19 protein-coding genes are annotated in these 16,079 nt (G+C 49.9%); 16 read left to right on the forward strand and 3 right to left on the reverse strand.

What is annotated here, in order from left to right:
* Positions 1–5: 5 nt before the first annotated feature.
* The 4 genes from WC959_02180 (at position 6) to WC959_02195 (ending at position 4,899) form a co-directional block, all read left to right on the forward strand.
* Positions 6–1,589: an Rne/Rng family ribonuclease gene (locus tag WC959_02180; GenBank protein MFA5687950.1), complete on the forward strand. Its 1,584-nt coding sequence runs from the start codon at positions 6–8 to the stop codon at positions 1,587–1,589.
* A gap of 120 nt (positions 1,590–1,709) precedes the next feature.
* Entirely contained in the window at positions 1,710–2,273 is a 564-nt protein-coding gene (locus WC959_02185) for a 3'-5' exonuclease (GenBank protein ID MFA5687951.1), read from the forward strand.
* Positions 2,274–2,698: 425 nt separating this feature from the next.
* Positions 2,699–3,805, forward strand: a complete 1,107-nt coding sequence (locus WC959_02190; protein MFA5687952.1) for an adenine-specific methyltransferase EcoRI family protein — start codon at positions 2,699–2,701, stop codon at positions 3,803–3,805.
* On the forward strand, positions 3,802–4,899 hold the full coding sequence (locus tag WC959_02195) for a DUF262 domain-containing protein (protein ID MFA5687953.1): 1,098 nt from the start codon (positions 3,802–3,804) through the stop codon (positions 4,897–4,899). The genes WC959_02190 and WC959_02195 overlap by 4 nt, the downstream gene beginning before the upstream one ends.
* Before the next feature lie 258 nt (positions 4,900–5,157).
* On the opposite strand, the gene WC959_02200 is transcribed toward WC959_02195, so the two are convergent.
* Positions 5,158–5,541 (reverse strand): hypothetical protein, encoded by a 384-nt coding sequence (locus WC959_02200; GenBank protein ID MFA5687954.1) that lies wholly within the window; start codon positions 5,539–5,541, stop codon positions 5,158–5,160.
* A 165-nt stretch (positions 5,542–5,706) separates the two neighbouring features.
* Here WC959_02200 and WC959_02205 point away from each other — a divergent pair, with 165 nt between their 5' ends.
* The 3 genes from WC959_02205 to WC959_02215 are packed head-to-tail and all read left to right on the forward strand — an operon-like array spanning position 5,707 to position 8,146.
* A complete protein-coding gene (locus WC959_02205; GenBank protein ID MFA5687955.1) occupies positions 5,707–6,672 on the forward strand; it encodes an acetylxylan esterase in 966 nt (321 codons plus the stop codon).
* A gap of 47 nt (positions 6,673–6,719) precedes the next feature.
* On the forward strand, positions 6,720–7,253 hold the full coding sequence (def, locus tag WC959_02210) for a peptide deformylase (protein MFA5687956.1): 534 nt from the start codon (positions 6,720–6,722) through the stop codon (positions 7,251–7,253).
* On the forward strand, positions 7,250–8,146 hold the full coding sequence (locus WC959_02215) for an EamA family transporter (GenBank protein ID MFA5687957.1): 897 nt from the start codon (positions 7,250–7,252) through the stop codon (positions 8,144–8,146). The genes def and WC959_02215 overlap by 4 nt, the downstream gene beginning before the upstream one ends.
* Before the next feature lie 9 nt (positions 8,147–8,155).
* Here the strand turns inward: WC959_02215 and WC959_02220 are convergent, their stop codons facing one another.
* Together WC959_02220 and WC959_02225 are read right to left on the reverse strand one after the other, a co-directional pair.
* Entirely contained in the window at positions 8,156–8,956 is an 801-nt protein-coding gene (locus WC959_02220) for an alpha/beta fold hydrolase (protein ID MFA5687958.1), read from the reverse strand.
* 71 nt (positions 8,957–9,027) lie between these two features.
* Positions 9,028–9,537, reverse strand: a complete 510-nt coding sequence (locus tag WC959_02225; protein ID MFA5687959.1) for a nitroreductase family protein — start codon at positions 9,535–9,537, stop codon at positions 9,028–9,030.
* 130 nt (positions 9,538–9,667) lie between these two features.
* On the opposite strand from WC959_02225, the gene WC959_02230 reads away from it, so the two are divergent.
* From WC959_02230 to WC959_02270, 9 genes are all read left to right on the forward strand, one after another.
* Positions 9,668–10,132, forward strand: a complete 465-nt coding sequence (locus WC959_02230; GenBank protein ID MFA5687960.1) for a dCMP deaminase family protein — start codon at positions 9,668–9,670, stop codon at positions 10,130–10,132.
* A 38-nt stretch (positions 10,133–10,170) separates the two neighbouring features.
* Positions 10,171–11,025, forward strand: coding sequence for a DUF3108 domain-containing protein (locus tag WC959_02235; GenBank protein MFA5687961.1), 855 nt, complete (start codon positions 10,171–10,173; stop codon positions 11,023–11,025).
* Positions 11,026–11,790, forward strand: coding sequence for a 3-deoxy-manno-octulosonate cytidylyltransferase (gene kdsB, locus WC959_02240; GenBank protein MFA5687962.1), 765 nt, complete (start codon positions 11,026–11,028; stop codon positions 11,788–11,790).
* Positions 11,791–12,030: 240 nt separating this feature from the next.
* Positions 12,031–12,846 (forward strand): 3-deoxy-8-phosphooctulonate synthase, encoded by an 816-nt coding sequence (gene kdsA / locus WC959_02245; protein MFA5687963.1) that lies wholly within the window; start codon positions 12,031–12,033, stop codon positions 12,844–12,846.
* Positions 12,843–13,697, forward strand: a complete 855-nt coding sequence (locus WC959_02250; protein MFA5687964.1) for an LptA/OstA family protein — start codon at positions 12,843–12,845, stop codon at positions 13,695–13,697. Before kdsA ends, WC959_02250 begins: the two co-directional genes overlap by 4 nt.
* Before the next feature lie 5 nt (positions 13,698–13,702).
* Positions 13,703–14,437, forward strand: a complete 735-nt coding sequence (gene lptB / locus WC959_02255; protein MFA5687965.1) for an LPS export ABC transporter ATP-binding protein — start codon at positions 13,703–13,705, stop codon at positions 14,435–14,437.
* A 20-nt stretch (positions 14,438–14,457) separates the two neighbouring features.
* Positions 14,458–14,751 carry a ribosome-associated translation inhibitor RaiA gene (gene raiA / locus WC959_02260; GenBank protein MFA5687966.1) on the forward strand — a complete coding sequence of 98 codons (294 nt, stop codon included), beginning with the start codon at positions 14,458–14,460 and terminating at the stop codon, positions 14,749–14,751.
* A gap of 90 nt (positions 14,752–14,841) precedes the next feature.
* A complete protein-coding gene (gene hprK / locus WC959_02265; GenBank protein ID MFA5687967.1) occupies positions 14,842–15,792 on the forward strand; it encodes an HPr(Ser) kinase/phosphatase in 951 nt (316 codons plus the stop codon).
* Complete coding sequence (locus WC959_02270; protein MFA5687968.1) at positions 15,782–16,066, forward strand: HPr family phosphocarrier protein; 285 nt, start codon at positions 15,782–15,784, stop codon at positions 16,064–16,066. The genes hprK and WC959_02270 overlap by 11 nt, the downstream gene beginning before the upstream one ends.
* Positions 16,067–16,079 lie beyond the last annotated feature (13 nt).

The raw sequence follows: 16,079 nt of genomic DNA on the forward strand, positions 1-16,079 counted from the left end.
CAGCAATGCTCAAAGTAGTAAAAAATAAACTGGCCGCAACAGTTAGCCGGAAGAAAAAAGAGGTTTTGATCAATATTGAACCCCTTGAAACACGTGTTGCAGTGCTGGATGAAGGTAAACTGGATCATTTTCATATTGAACGTTCAGAAGAAAACCGGCTCGTTGGCAGCGTCTTCAAAGGCAAAGTTCAAAACCTTGAAGACGGGCTTCAGGCAGCATTTATTGATATCGGCATGGCAAAAAATGCGTTCATCCATTACTGGGATATGATCCCTGAAGATGCAGTGCGGCTTGAAGAACAGGAAGGGCGTGCCAGCAACCGCAAACGCCGGAAATTTGCACAGGGTGAAATGGCAAAAAAATTTCCGATCGGTTCTGAAATTGTCGTGCAGGTCACGAAAGACGCCATTGGCACCAAAGGGCCTCGCGTTACAGCTAATCTCAGTGTGCCGGGACGCTATCTGGTCATGATGCCCGGCACGAGCCTGAAAGGGATTTCGAAGAAAATCGGCGACAGCAAAGAGAGAACACGCCTGAAAAGAATCCTGACGCGTCTGCCGATTCCGAACGGCATCGGAATCATCGTTCGCACCGCCGGTTCCGGCACACGCAAAACCGGTTTTGTGCGCGATGCCCGCACGCTGTTTGAAATCTGGAAGGAAATCGACACCGGTATGCGCGAAAAGCCGGCACCGTGCTGTTTATATCAGGAGCCCAATCTGGCGGAGCGCGTCGTGCGTGATTATCTCACCGAAGATATCGACCGCGTTTATATCGACAACCGCGATGCGTACGAAATGATCCGTAAAATGATCGCCAGGTATTCACGCCGTGCGCGCAACTGGGTACAGCTCTACGGCGGTGAAGAGCCGATCTTTGACTACTTCGATGCGGAAAAACAAATCGAATCCGTTTTCCGGCGTAAAGTCTGGATGAAGTCCGGCGCATATTTAATTTTTGATGAAACTGAAGCACTGGTGGCGGTCGACGTAAACACCGGACGGCACAAAGGCGGAAAAAATGCGGAAGAATCGATCCTCGCCGTTAACACCGAAGCCGCGCAGGAGATTGCGCGCCAGCTCCGGTTGCGTAACATCGGCGGACTCGTGGTCATCGACTTCATCGACATGAAAAGAAAACGCGATCAGGCTGCCGTTTACAAAACACTCAAAGACGCATTGCACGCCGACCGGGCACGCACCAACGTACTGCCGATTTCACAACTCGGACTGCTCGAAATGACGCGTCAGCGGTTTGAAGAGAGCATCTATACCTCAACTTATGTAAACTGCGAATACTGTCGCGGGCGCGGACGCGTCAAATCCGCACTCGCCATGAGTGTCGAGCTGCAGCGCCGCTTATCCGCAGCATTACGCAAAGACCGCAAGGGGCTTCATTCCATGAAAGTCGCTGTTAATCCCAAAGTTCTCGAACGTCTGCGCCGTGAAGACGAAGAAGCGCTTGTCGACATGGAAAAGAAATTCAACGGACACCTTACATTTGTATCCGATCCGTCATTCCACATGGAAGAGTTCACCATCACCAACGATCAGACGAATCAGGTCGTTTATTCCAGTATTGAAAATTAAACTGCGGCCAGCGGTAATCGAAGGGAAGATGTGCGGACAGAATCCATACGGCAGATGATGCGGAAGACAGCGCGATGATATTTCTTTTAACGGGCAGCCGGTAACTGCTAACGTTTTCCCATGCTCATTCGCGAGACAGCCGTAACCGTTCTGGATTTCGAAACCACCGGCGCGGTGCCGGGGTTCGACAATGAACCGTGGCAGATTGGACTGGTTGTATTGCGCGCTGGAAAAATTGATCCGGCGTCGCTGTTTGAAACACTGATTTGCGTCGATGCAAACCGCCCGTTTAACGCCTATGCGCCGGGCAAACATCATGCCCTGCGCGATGCAATAGCCGGCGCACCGCCGGCATGCACCGTCTGGAAAAATATTGAGCCGCTGCTCGCCGGTCCGCTGGCGGCGCATAATGTTGCAGTGGAAAAAAAGTTTTTAAGGAAAATGGCGCCGCTGCATCCGTACGGGCCGTGGATCGACACCTTAAAACTCGCGCGCCGCGCATGGCCCAAAGCGCCGTCGCACACGCTGGGCGATTTAGTCGCCGGATTAAATTTAGAGCCGCGCATCCGCGAATTTTGTCCGAACCATTCCGCGCACGACGCACTGTATGACGCCGTCGCCTGCGCCGCACTGCTGGAGTTTTTATTGCAGCAAAACGGCTGGGAAGATTTGGAAATAATGTAGGAAAGAAAAAATCCTGTTCATCCTGTAAATCCCGTTAAAAAATTCCTGTTCGTTCGTGGACAGGCATCCTGCCTGTCCTGCATTGAAAACACTTTGAGAATTACGCATAGACACAAATAAGAGTGAATAGTACTCTTTTTCAGTAATTTTAAATAACGCAGGGAGTTGTTAACTAAATAGATTCAAATAAAAATTAATTTTAAAAATTTGCGTAGCTGAAAGCTGCTGTCCCCTCAGAATTTCCACAATTAGAACGACAGCGTTTCCATACGCGCCCCTTGGGGCGTGTTGGCAAACGTTCGTTCAAGGCATGTGGAAATGCCCGAGGGGAGCGTGAACTGACACGCTCCTTTTTTTTTGGCATTTCAACAAACTGAACGACACCAGACATCGGCCAAGGCTCGCGTAACCAAGGAGCCTTTGCCGTGTCAAAAAAATCGGGACGGGGCGGAGCTCATTCCTCTGCAAGGGATGGACGCCTGCCGAAATCGAGAAACAGCGTCTTGCAACATGCAAAACGCGCCAAAAAGGATGAATTTTATACGCAGCTGGTTGATATTGAAAACGAGCTGCGCCATTACCGGAAGCATTTTAAGGGACGTGTTGTCTATTGTAATTGCGACGATCCCTGCGAAAGCAAGTTTGTTGAATATTTTGTCCGTAACTTTAATGCGCTGGGATTGAAGGAACTGATTGCCACATCGTTCACCGGTTCGCCCATCAGCGGCACCGCGTTTCAACTCGATTTTTTAGAAAATACTGAAGCGCCGGTTATTAGCGCCGGCGAAGCGCATTATCTGCGCCTCAAAAAGGTGAACGACAAAGACATTGATGACATCGGTGATTTTCCGGCGCTGTTTAAAAAACGGCTCTATAAAATCGGCAAGCTGAAAGAGAACGGCGATTTTCGTTCACCGGAATGTATTGCGCTTTTAAAAGAAGCAGACATTGTGGTGACCAATCCGCCGTTTTCCTTGTTCCGCGAATATGTTGCACAACTCGTTGAGTACCGGAAATTTTTTTTAATTATCGGCAATAAGAATGCCATTACCTATAAAGATATTTTTGGGTTGATAAAAAACAACAAACTGTGGACGGGATATCGGAGTTTTTCCGGCGGCATGTGGTTTGTTTCTGATTATGAAGGGAAATACGAAAAAACTGTAAATGGTATTAAAGTTATCAATGTCCCGGCAATTTGGCTTACCAATCTTGACCATTCTAAACGTCATGAGCAGCTCCAGCTTTATAAAAATTATACTACTGAAGCCTATCCGAGATACGATAATTATGACGCAATCGAAGTGTCGAAAACTGCCGAAATACCTTGTGATTATGATGGTGCGATGGGTGTACCGATTACGTTTTTAGATAAATACAATCCCGAACAATTTGAAATTCTTGGCGCGACGGAAAGTGAGGGGAAAGGGTTTTCATACGGTTTGTGGAAGGGTGGAGTTGCGCAAGCAACGGTACATGGCGCGAAAGTGTATAAACGGTTATTCATTCAGCGAAAGGACGGCACGCAATGAAGATTGAACTTCACAATGTAAAAATCCGCGATCTGGTTGACGGATTTCAAGACGATGGCGAAAGTGGTGTGGTCGGTTACCGCGGCCAGCTTAATATCCGTCCCGCTTATCAGCGTGAATTTATCTATAAAGATAAACAGCGCGATGAAGTGATTCGCACGGTGCGCAAAAATTTTCCATTGAATACAATGTACTGGGTGGAAAATGACGCGGACGGTTTTGAGTTGATGGATGGACAGCAGCGGACGATTTCACTCTGCCAATACGTGAACGGCGATTTTTCGGTGGATTTCGGCGACGGTAATCCGCTTGGATTTCATAATCTCACCGCCGATATACGGGAGCAAATTTTGGATTATGAATTGTCCGTTTATTTTTGTGCCGGCACTGATTCGGAACGGCTTGACTGGTTCCGCATCATTAATATCGCGGGTGAAAAGCTGACGGATCAGGAGCTGCGCAACGCGATCTACACCGGCCCATGGCTCGCTGATGCAAAACGGTGGTTCAGTAAAACCGGCTGTCCGGCCGCCGGAATCGGCGATCAATATCTCACCGGCTCTCCGATTCGTCAGGATTATCTTGAAACCGTATTGAAATGGATTTCCGGCGGTGAAGTTAAAAAGTATATGGCGGCGCATCAACACGATGCGGATGCGGATGAACTCTGGCAGTATTTTCGGTCGGTGATTTCATGGGTTGAGCGGATTTTTCCGGAGTATCGCAAAATTATGAAAGGGCTGCCCTGGGGTGAGTTTTTTAATAAATTCAAGAATGTTGTGTTTAATGCCAATATCCTGGAAGCTGAAATTAAAAAACTGCTGGCGGACGATGATGTCACCAGTAAAAAAGGTATTTATGAATATCTGCTCACAAGGGACGAACGGCATTTGAATATCCGCGCATTTACCGACAGTCAAAAGCAGACCGCCTATCAAAAGCAAAGCGGTAAATGCAGGGCATGCAAAAAACAATTTGCCATTGAAGAGATGGAGGGCGATCACATTACGCCGTGGAGTGAGGGCGGAAAAACAGACCCCGCAAACCTGCAAATGCTGTGCAAAGAGTGTAACCGCAAGAAAGGCGCGAAATAATACAGGACAGGTAACGCATGCAGAGTTAACTCAGACAGGATAAACCGGATGAGAGCAATTCCCGTTCAATTTGTTGCATTCATTATTGCGCGCCCACCGGACGCGCCTGCAAAATATTGGATCATAAATTGTAGCCGCAGGCGATGACTGCGGTTTTAACGCGACAAATTAAAACGAAACGGCTCTAAAAAACCAAAAGGTATCCTGTAAATCCCGTCAAAAAATCCCGTTCATTCGTGGACAGACGGGAAACTTATCCTACGTTGTTCTGGTTTGCCGTTCCATGCCTTTCAGCGCAGCGCCGGAGTTTTTCAGATCGCGATCAATGGCGCGGCGCACGGCGCCGGAATCGAGCTTGCGCCTGCCGGTTAAAAATTTTTCGAGCTGTCCGGCAATTAAATCGGCGTGCAGATGCACAGAATTCATGGCTGCGAGTTTGCGGATATTCTGTTCGATTTTTCCGGCGTCAGACTGCCGGTGAACCCGCCCGGCAACGTCGGCATTAAAGGTTTGCATGCCGGTTGCGAGTTGAAAAAATCGCGGCGGCGCAGCGGTAAGAATTTTTTCAAGCGCCGGCGTTTGGCGAATTGTTCCACACCATTTTACCACCGGAACTCTTTCCGGCGTTTTTTTGGTGTTCACAGTCTATCTGTTGAGCGCATCTAAATTTTTTCCATGTTGCACCGGCGTTGCAACTGATCTAATAATTCCCGTTTTAACGAAAGATATGTGTGGAGTTTTTACCCGGTTTTGAACGGCCGGAAACTTTTAATATATGGACTTTCGACACAACAGTAAGGAGAACGTATGCCGTTGACATTTGATATGCCGCTGGAAAAACTGCGTGAGTATCAAGGAATTAATCCGCGCCCAGCGGATTTCGATCAATATTGGGACGCCGCGCTGGCCGAAATGAACGCCGTCGATCCGCAGATTGAAATTATTCCCGATCCTGATTTTCAAACACCGTTCGCAACCTGTTCGCATCTGTGGTTTACCGGCGTCGGCGGCGCGCGTATTCACGCCAATTTAATTCAGCCGAAAAACGCGCCGGGAAAACATCCGGCGGTACTGCATTTTCACGGTTATTCCGGAAATTGCGGTGACTGGACTGACAAACTCGGTTATGCCGCCGCCGGTTTTACCGTCGCCGCGCTTGACTGCCGCGGGCAGGGCGGGCTCTCCGAAGATTCCGGCGCCGTAAAAGGAACCACTATGAGCGGACAAATTATTCGCGGACTCGATGATTCGCCGGAAAAACTGTTGTTCCGGCAGATCTTTCTCGACACCGCCCAGCTCGCAAAAATTGTGATGGCCATGCCGGACGTTGATGAAAAACGCGTCGGCGCATCCGGCGGCAGTCAGGGCGGCGCACTCACACTCGCCTGCGCCGCGCTCGAGCCGCGCATTAAACGTGCGGCACCGATATTTCCATTCCTTTCCGATTATCTCCGCGTCTGGCAGATGGATCAGGCAAAAGAGGCGTATGAAGAGCTCAAAACATTTTTCCGCCGGCACGATCCGACGCATGCCCGCGCAGCAGAGCTGTTCACCAGACTCGGTTATATCGACATTCAAAACTTCGCGCCGCGCATCAAAGCACACGTTATGATGGGCACCGGATTAATGGACACCATTTGTCCGCCGTCCACCCAGTTTGCCGCTTATAATAAAATCACCGCTCAAAAAGAAATGGTTATTTATCCTGACTTCGGCCACGAAAATCTGCCGGGATTTTCGGATAAGACATTTCAATTTATGCTGGGGTTGTAAATTTATTGTTTGGAGTTCAAGGTTCAGATTTAAAAACAGGAGCGAGAGTGTCAGGTAACGTTACAATCTTTGGAAATCCGGTGTTGCGAACAAAAGCGGTACCGGTGGGGGCGGTGACCGATGAACTCCGTGAGCTTGCGGAGCACATGCTGAAGATCATGTACGCCGCGCAGGGAGTCGGGCTGGCCGCGGAACAGATCGGCCGGACGGAATCCATTTTTGTGATCGATATTCCGGCGGACGGTATAAAGGACAATCCCGGTGTGCAGATGCCGCTGATTGCAATTAATCCGGAAATTATCGGCATGTCCGATGAAACTGCGGTCGCAGAAGAGGGCTGTTTGAGTTTCCCGAAACTGTATGTGCCGGTACGCCGTCCGGCGGACGTTGTTTTGCGGTATACTGACCAGAACGGTCAGTCGCAGGTTGTGAGTGCGAAAGGGCTGCTCGCGCGTGCCATTCAGCACGAGAATGATCATTTGAACGGTGTACTTCTCGTTGACCACATGACCGCCGCAGAAAAAATACAACACATGCTGCTGCTCAGAAAACTCAAGCGTCAGAGCAAAGGGAACGCATGAAGCTGCGCGGATTGCTGGCGCTGCTCGCGGGAATGACGCTGTTCAGTACGATTGAGGTTGCGTCGAAAATAATGCAGAAACGCGGGGCGATCGCCGGGAATTCTCCGCTTTGGATCGCCACGCTTCGTTTTCTTATCACCGGCGTCATTCTCCTGCTGCCTTCAGTACACATGCTGCGCCGGCGCAGCATAAAACCGGCACGCAGTGATGTCATCGTTCTTGCCGGACTTGGATTGATCGGCGTAACGGTCATGTCGGGATTTTTTCATCTTGCGATTCTGTATCTGCCCGCGAATGCAGCGGCGCTGGTGTTCAGTTGTAACCCGGTGTTTGTGGTAATTTTTGCGGCGCTGATTCTGAACGAAAAAATGACATTGCAAAAAACCGGCGCCGCACTGTTGTGTATCATTGGAACCGGTGTGCTGGCCATCGGTAAAACGGCCGGGATCTCGCCGCGCGGGATTATGTTAATGATTATTGCGCTCGCGGCCTTTGCGGTATACACCGTGCTGTTTAAAAAAGTGACGCCACGGTACGGCGCACTGCCGATCGCCGGTCTCGCCGCACTTGCCGGCGGAATTTTTTTAATTCCGGTTGCACTCGGATTCGAAGGATTCCCGCTGTTTTTCTTCGGCACAGCCGATTGGGTTGGGATTCTTTATCTCGCGCTCGCCGGAACGGCGCTCGCCTATTTTCTATTTATTTACGGGATCGGGCAGGTTGAGGCCGGTATCGGTGCAATGTCGTTTTTTCTAAAGCCGTTTCTCGCCGCACTGTTTGCGCGGCTGCTGCTCGGCGAAAATTTAACGCCGCCGATGCTCGCCGGCGGCACATTTATTCTGGCCGGCATGGCGGCGGCGCTGAGGAAGAAAAAATCTGCTAAATTTGACTGACCCGTCTGATCAGTTAGCTCTAACCGACCCGGCGGATTTGATGAATTTGTTCATCGCCGCGAAATATTCCGGTATTTCATGAATATCCATGTGACCCGTCGGCAGAGTAATAATTTTTTTTGTACCGGCATATATTTCAGCAAGTGTTTCGCCGCTTTGCAGCGGAATCATTTCGTCGTGCGCTGCAAGCAGAATTAAAGCCGGCGTTTGAATGGTTGTCACATAATCAATGGAACGGAATCTGTGCCGAAGCAGCAAATTGAGCGGCGGCAGAAACGGATATTGAAAGCGCGCGGCATCTTCAATTTTGGCGTAGGGTGTAACGAGGATCAATCCGGCGCTTGGCCGTGCGGCAGCAACCTGTACCGCAATGCCGGTGCCGAGACTCCGTCCCATCAGAAACAGTTGTTCCGCCGGCGTGCCGGTTTCTGCGCGGAACAGGTCATACAGTTGTATCGCATCAGAAACCATGACTTTTTCACCGGGTTTGCCGGCGCTTAATCCGTAGCCGCGATAGTTGATCATCAGCACGTTGGCATCAAGTCCGTTGAACATGATTTCAACATGATTCGCCAGATCCTCGGCGTTGCCGCCGTGGTAAATCACGGTGACCGGTTTCTTTTTATCAATAAACCAGCCCTCATGCCAAAAGCCGTCGATGGTGCGATCCCACCGGAAATGTTCAAATGCCGCCGGCGGATTTTCATGCTTGGGCTGAAACAGAAATTTTTCCTGCCGGATCCACATCCAGCATAAAATTCCGGCATAGAGCAGGGCGCAGATAAAAATGATGCGAACGATGAGACTCATTGCATCTCTCCACAATGGGAGCAGGCATTCCTGCCTGCTCATTCGGACAGACAGGAGTGTCTGCCCGTAAACTAAAATTTTTCCTGAACAACAAGCTCGCTTAACGGTTTGCGGACTTTCGGGCGTCCGGTGTCGTTCGGGGTACCGAGCGTGAGCATGATCAGGGGTTCAGATGAGTCGGGAATCTCTAAAACGCGCCGGACAATCTCCGGATCAAACGCACCGATCCAGCAGGTGCCGAGTCCGAGCTCGGCGGCAGCCAGCGTCATATGGTCGATTGCTATTCCGGCATCAAGGTCAACCAGACAGCGGTTGTCGCATTTCCGCTTCCACGCAATTTCCGGCAGCGTACAGATGACAATAATAACCGGCGCGTCGGCAAACCACGGATAGCGTTCCGGCGTCAGTCCGGCAATGCGCTTTTTATCACGCACGACAATAAATTTAAACGGCTGCAGGTTGCAGGCGGTCGGTGCGAGGCGTCCGGCTTCCAGGATTTCATTAAGCAGGTTTTCCGGTACCGGATCAGATTTATAGGAACGGACACTGACGCGTTTTGTGGCGAGCTCAATAAACTTCATAGTCAACCTTTCTGTTATTATTTGGATTAAACCACGAATTCATACCAATGTTCACGTAAAATATCATGACTGGTATTTTAACATTGATTTATGAATTGCTGTTTTGCCTCTGTTTTTTCATTCTTGCGTGATGAATAAAAAACAGCGCCCGGGCTGGGACGAGTATTTTATGGATATTGCGCATGTGGTGAAATCGCGTGCGAATTGCAGTCGCCGGAAAGTTGCGGCAGTGATCGTGCGCGATAAACGGATTGTTTCGACGGGCTATAACGGCACGCCGCGCGGAATTAAAAATTGTGATGAAGGCGGTTGTGCGCGCTGCAGTTCGGATGCGCCGTCGGGTCAGTCGCTCGGCGATTGTGTTTGCTGCCACGCAGAAGAAAATGCGATTGTGCAGGCGGCATATCACGGGATTTCGGTGAAGGGCGGAACGCTGTACTGTACGAACAGTCCGTGTCTGATGTGCACAAAGATGATCATTAACGCCGGGATTGCTGAAGTGGTATATGACGAGGAATATTGTTTCGGCGCGCAGTCGCGCGCGCTGTTTCTTGAAGCCGGGATTACCTGCCGGCAATTAATTAAACCGGTATAAACGATCGTTAACCTCAAAAAATACGAAAAGATATAAAGATGGAAGTCGGGAATAGGATTGTACTGTTGAATTCCGGATTTTTAATTTGTCGTATGCGTCGGGTTTTGAGCGGTATCGGTAAAGAATTAATAAAAATTTCCATTGTGCTGGGTTTTATAATCGCCGCCGGCAATGCCGGCGCGATGCCGTTTCCGGTTGGTGAAGAGTTAATTTACGGCGGGACATGGAACGGTATTCCGGTGGCATGGGCAAAAGCTACCGTCAGCAACGCTGAATTTAACGGAAAGCCGGTGATTTGTCTGCGTGTTGAGATTCAAACGTACGCTTTTTTTAATGCAGTTTTCCCGGTGGACGACAGTTACGAAAGTCTGGTTGATCCTGAAACATTGCTGCCGGTGCGCTATGAAAAAAATCTGAGGGAAGGGCGCTACCGCTGTCACGAAGTGACCACGTTTGATTTCGTAACGTTGAAAGCGCATTTTGAACGGTTGACGAACGGCAAAATGAAGGTGTACGACATTCAACCGACCGCCCGTGATATTGTCAGCTTTATGTATTTTATGCGTGGTGAAACACTGGAGCCGGAACGTGAAACCAAACATCTGGTGCTGGCGGATGAAAAAATTTACGACCTGACGATAAAAACCGCCGAGATCGAAAAAATCAGCCTGCCGGATTATAAACAGAAGATTCCAAGCCTGCGGCTGATGCCGGAAGCGTCGCTTGACGACTTGTTTATCCGCACCGGAAAAGCTACGGTATGGGTGTCGCGCGATTCCCGCCGGCTGATGACGTTTGCAAAAGCGAGTGCGCCGTTCGGGAAAATCCGGTTGACACTGAAAGAGGTGAACGGCGCCGGCGATGATTTCTGGATCAAGGAAAAGAAAAAGTAGATGACGGCAGAAACAAAACAAGTGATCGGTGTCATTCCGGCACGCTGGGCATCAACGCGACTGCCGGGTAAGCCGCTCGCACTGATCGCCGGAAAACCGCTGATTCAGCGCGTAGTTGAGCGTGTAATTCAGGCAGAAACTCTAAGCGCAGTGGTGGTTGCTACGGACGATCAGCGAATCATTGATGCTGTAAACGACTTTGGCATTGCCGGCGTTAAAGCGGTGATGACGCGCAGGGATCACCCGACCGGAACCGACCGCATCGCCGAAGCTGTTTCCGGTGAAACGTGTGATGCGCTGATTAATATCCAGGGCGACGAACCGCTGATTGATCCGGCGCTGATCGACCGGCTTGCCGGAATTATTTCCACCGGCGACTGGGATATGGCGACTGCCGCCACACCGATTGAAAACGCGAATGATTTAAATGATCCGGCAAAAGTAAAAGTTGTTTTTGCCCATGACGGACGCGCCCTCTATTTTTCACGCGCGACGATTCCGGCGGTGCGCGATGCCGGCATGGATACGGACGGCGCACATTGGCGGCACATCGGAATTTATGCGTACCGGCGCAATTATTTATTGAAGCTGGTAAACGAACCGCCGTGTCAGCTGGAAAATCTGGAAAAGCTTGAGCAGTTGCGCGCGCTGTATATCGGCTGCCGCATGAATGTGCTGCAAGTGAACGAATCCGGTATCGGTGTTGATACTCCGGAGGATATTTTGAAGGTGGAGAATATATTAAAGGGAATGAATCTGGATTAAAACCATCCACGAAAACCACGAATGGACACGAATAAAATTTTTAACCTCGGATAACACGAATAGAGACAGATTTTTACAAAGAGGTAACAAAGAAAACGAAGGAAAAAGGCAGGGCACGCAGTCCCTTGCGCGCCGCCGGTTGAATAGAAAATTTTTCAAATAATTTTTAACCGCTGAATACACGAATAACACGAAAAATTACATTGTGATGCGTAGGAGAAATTTTCAGGAGATTAAAAAATGACCAAAGTCGTAAAAGCAAGGGGCGTGAAGTTTGGCGGGAAAAACCCGCTGGCACTGATGGCAGGGCCGTGTGTGATTGAGAATCGCGCACTATGTATGGATATAGCAAAGCGCTTAAAGGCGATGTCGGATAAGCTGAACGTGCCGCTGGTATTTAAGGCATCGTATGACAAAGCAAACCGGACGTCGATTCACTCCTACCGCGGCCCCGGTATCGCCAAGGGACTGGAAATTCTCGCAGAGATCAGAGAAAAGTTTAATGTGCCGGTTTTAACGGATGTTCACAGTGAACAGGAAGTTCCGCTGGCAGCGCAGGTGGTGGATATTCTGCAGATTCCGGCGTTTCTCTGCCGGCAGACGGATCTGCTGATCGCCGCCGGTGAAAGCGGCAAGGCGGTGAATGTGAAGAAAGGTCAGTTTCTCGCACCGCGGGACATGAAAAATATTATAACAAAACTGGAGTCGACCGGTAACAAAAATATTATTCTGACGGAGCGCGGCGTATCGTTCGGCTACAACACGCTGGTGGCAGATATGCGGAGCCTGTTGATTATGCGCGAATTCGGTTATCCGGTGGTGTTCGACTGCACGCACAGCGTGCAGTCGCCGGGCGGCGCAGGCGATTGTTCCGGTGGTGACGGTAAATATGCGCCTTATCTGGCGAAAGCGGCAGTGGCGGTGGGCGTCGACGGAATTTTCCTGGAAACGAATGTTGACCCGTCGAAAGCGCTTTCGGATAAAGCCAATGCGATTCCTTTTAAAGAGGTGCCGAAGCTGTGGCAGACGCTGACAGCGATTAATGAGGTAAAATGAATAAACGGATCTTCATTTGCTTTGCCGGAATGTTACTTTCGCCGGCGTTTGCACAGAATTTTTCACAGATGGAAATCAGCGGTTTCCGTGTGCCGGAATATGATGAAAACGGGAATATGACGTCCCAGTTTTTTGGTGAACGTGCGGAAATTCCAGGTGACGGCGGCGATGCAAAAATTACCGGTTTACGCGTTGAACTGTATAAGGCGGGTGAAACGGCGGGTGTGATTACATCACCGCTCTGTTTTTACAATCAGAAAACACGTGTTGCGACATCGGAAGAGACGGTCAATGCAGATATGGACCGGATTCAGCTGCGCGGGCGCGGCTATGTGCTGCATTCAAATGAAAATACCGTGCGCGTACTGAATGAGAGCCATGTAACGATTCATGACGTCATGGCGGCGATGGATGATGAGGCAGTGGCGGGAAAAAAGCGTGATGGCACTACGGTGATCACATCGAAAGAGCTGTTTATGGATTATAAGGCGCGACTGGTGCGTTTTGAACAGAATGTAAAAGTAGTTGACCCGCAGATGGTGATGGACTGCGATACACTGGAAGTTCATTTTAGCGAAAACAATGAAATTAGCTGGATTGAGGCGCTCGGCAGCGTTAGGATGGCGCAGGAAAACGAAGGAAGAGAAGCTGTCGCCGGGCGTGCAACCTATGATGTTAAAACAGACGAGTTTACTCTGGAGGATAACCCGGTGCTTTCAGACGGCCGCAATAAACTGTACGGCGAACGGATTCGCGTGTGGCGCAAAAGCAACCATGCGGTCAGTGAACCGGCGCGTGCCATTATTTTTCCTGATGACAATAACGCCGAAATTCGTGAATTATTGAAATAGCGGTTATGGAAACGAACGATTACCTGGTTCGCACCGAAAAGCTGGTGAAAAGTTATCGTGGACGCACGGTGGTGAATGGCGTGGATGTGAACGTCCGTACCGGCGAAATTGTTGGACTGCTCGGTCCGAACGGTGCCGGCAAAACGACAACGTTTTATATGGTAACGGGTTTACTTCATCCTACTGCCGGCGAAGTATATTTTAAGGGGCGCAATATCTCTAAAGTCCCAATGTACCGGCGCGCACGGATGGGCATGGGATATCTTTCGCAGGAGCCGTCAATTTTCCGTAAGCTGACGGTGCAGGAAAATGTGATGGCGATTCTGGAAACTCTGCCGGTATCGCGCAAAGAACGCCGCGAGCGGCTGGAGTTCCTGCTGAATGAACTGAAAATTTCACACCTGGCAAAACAGCCGGCGTATACACTGTCCGGCGGCGAACGCCGGCGTCTGGAAATTACGCGTGCGCTGGTAACAAATCCGGCGCTGATCCTGCTTGATGAACCGTTTAGCGGCGTTGATCCGCTCGCAGTTTATGAAGTGCAGGAAATTGTTAAAGAACTGCGGAATAAAGGTCTCGGTGTTTTGATTACCGACCACAATGTACGCGAAACACTTGCAGTGGTTGACCGTGCATATCTAATGTGCGAAGGTAAGGTATTGCGCGAAGGCAACAGTGATTTTTTGGTTAACGATGAAGAGAGCCGCCGGCTCTATCTGGGACCGCGGTTCTGTATGTAACAACAGGAAAGGAGCAGCCCATGAAGGTATATATCACAGGACGCCAAGTCGAGATTACGGACGCAATCCGGGATCATATCTATGATAAGGTGGAGCGGACTCTGACTGCGTTTCCGCGCGTAGAGGATGTTCGTATTGTGATTGAACTTCAAAAGCTTTTGCATCGCACAGATGTTGTTGTTACAGGTAAGGATCTGCACGTGGAGGCGAGTTCATCGGATGAAAATCTGTTTAAGTCAATTGATGACGCATTGATAAGAATGGAGCGCCAGCTGCGGAAGTTGCGTGAAAAAATGATAAGTCATTACAAATAATCAAAAGTCGAATGTCTGAAGGTCAAAAGTTTGAAAGTCACCAATCAGATTGTTGACTTTCGACCTTCAGACTGTTGACTCTTTCTTTCTATGTCAATTTCTCTCAAACAGCTTTTTGAAGCGGGCAAACAGCGCTTAGGACTGGAACTGGTGTCCGGCGGAGAAATATCGCTGAACCGTACGATCGAGGAGAGCGCACTGAACCGTCCCGGGCTGGCGCTCACCGGATTTTTTCAATATTTTGCGCAACGCCGGCTGCAGGTTTTCGGGCTGGCGGAATTCACCTATTTAAAAAGTCTGCCGCAGGCGGAACAGGAAATCCGTGTGCGTGCGCTGCTGAAAAAAAAGATTCCCGGCATCGTTGTTGCCCGCAACCGGTATCCGGTGCCGTGGCTGAGAGATCTGGCGGAGGCCTTTCATACACCGGTATTCCGCACGCCGTTGATCACTAGTAATTTTATTAACGAATGCATTCTTTTAATTGAAGAACTTACTGCGCCGCGCGGACGCCTGCAGGGAACGATGCTCGAAATTATGGGCATCGGGGTTCTGCTGAAAGGGCCGGCGGGCATCGGAAAGAGCGAAGCGGCGCTTTCGCTGATTAAAAAAGGATACAGTCTTGTTTCAGACGATGTCACTGAAGTGATCCGGCAGTCAGGACGATTAACAACATATGCCAATGAAATGACACGGTATCATATGGAAATTCGCGGCGTCGGCATCGTGCATGTGCCAAGCCTGTTCGGGGTATCCGCCATCCGGCGTAAGGCGGAGCTCGACATCGTGATAGAGCTTCACCCGTATGTGAACGATTTGGAAGAGGAGCGCACCGGAATCACTCCGGGTGAAATTGAAATTCTCGGACTCAGGCGCCCGCTTTACTCTCTGCCGGTCAGCTCCGGCAGGGATATGGCAAATATTATCGAAGCAACGGCATTAAATTATAAATTAAAACTGCTCGGTCATGATGCGGCCAAAGAACTGAACGAAAAAATAATTGAACATTTTTTACGTAAGACAGGAAAAACAGATGGCCGCTGAAAAGGAAATGATTCGCGAAATTGAAGTGCTGAATGCCTATGGCATTCATGCGAGGCCGGCGGCGCTGCTGGTGAAAGCCGCCGGTAAATACCGCAGCGATGTTTTTATCGGCCATGATGCATCGGATGAAGTTTCAGCTAAAAGCATCATGGGGCTGCTGACGATTGAAGGACATAAAGGCACCAAGCTCCGCATTCGTACCTGCGGCGTCGACGCTGAAGCGGCGATGAACGAAATCATAAAACTTTTTGAAACTAAATTTCTTGAAGACTGATGTCCAGCAGTAC

The sequence above is a fragment of the Kiritimatiellales bacterium genome (assembly GCA_041656295.1).
In the GTDB taxonomy this organism is placed as follows: Bacteria; Verrucomicrobiota; Kiritimatiellia; order Kiritimatiellales; family Tichowtungiaceae; genus Tichowtungia.

What these genes read in the sequence shown, in the direction of transcription:
- WC959_02270 (MFA5687968.1), top strand. Translation starts at nt 15,782, where the DNA reads ATGGCCGCTGAAAAGGAAATGATTCGCGAAATTGAAGTGCTGAATGCC.
- WC959_02205 (MFA5687955.1), top strand. Translation starts at nt 5,707, where the DNA reads ATGCCGTTGACATTTGATATGCCGCTGGAAAAACTGCGTGAGTATCAA.
- kdsB (MFA5687962.1), top strand. Translation starts at nt 11,026, where the DNA reads ATGACGGCAGAAACAAAACAAGTGATCGGTGTCATTCCGGCACGCTGG.
- WC959_02220 (MFA5687958.1), bottom strand. Translation starts at nt 8,956, where the DNA reads ATGAGTCTCATCGTTCGCATCATTTTTATCTGCGCCCTGCTCTATGCC.
- lptB (MFA5687965.1), top strand. Translation starts at nt 13,703, where the DNA reads ATGGAAACGAACGATTACCTGGTTCGCACCGAAAAGCTGGTGAAAAGT.
- hprK (MFA5687967.1), top strand. Translation starts at nt 14,842, where the DNA reads ATGTCAATTTCTCTCAAACAGCTTTTTGAAGCGGGCAAACAGCGCTTA.
- WC959_02195 (MFA5687953.1), top strand. Translation starts at nt 3,802, where the DNA reads ATGAAGATTGAACTTCACAATGTAAAAATCCGCGATCTGGTTGACGGA.
- WC959_02235 (MFA5687961.1), top strand. Translation starts at nt 10,171, where the DNA reads ATGGAAGTCGGGAATAGGATTGTACTGTTGAATTCCGGATTTTTAATT.
- WC959_02230 (MFA5687960.1), top strand. Translation starts at nt 9,668, where the DNA reads ATGAATAAAAAACAGCGCCCGGGCTGGGACGAGTATTTTATGGATATT.
- raiA (MFA5687966.1), top strand. Translation starts at nt 14,458, where the DNA reads ATGAAGGTATATATCACAGGACGCCAAGTCGAGATTACGGACGCAATC.
- kdsA (MFA5687963.1), top strand. Translation starts at nt 12,031, where the DNA reads ATGACCAAAGTCGTAAAAGCAAGGGGCGTGAAGTTTGGCGGGAAAAAC.
- WC959_02225 (MFA5687959.1), bottom strand. Translation starts at nt 9,537, where the DNA reads ATGAAGTTTATTGAGCTCGCCACAAAACGCGTCAGTGTCCGTTCCTAT.
- WC959_02215 (MFA5687957.1), top strand. Translation starts at nt 7,250, where the DNA reads ATGAAGCTGCGCGGATTGCTGGCGCTGCTCGCGGGAATGACGCTGTTC.
- WC959_02185 (MFA5687951.1), top strand. Translation starts at nt 1,710, where the DNA reads ATGCTCATTCGCGAGACAGCCGTAACCGTTCTGGATTTCGAAACCACC.
- WC959_02250 (MFA5687964.1), top strand. Translation starts at nt 12,843, where the DNA reads ATGAATAAACGGATCTTCATTTGCTTTGCCGGAATGTTACTTTCGCCG.
- WC959_02180 (MFA5687950.1), top strand. Translation starts at nt 6, where the DNA reads ATGCTCAAAGTAGTAAAAAATAAACTGGCCGCAACAGTTAGCCGGAAG.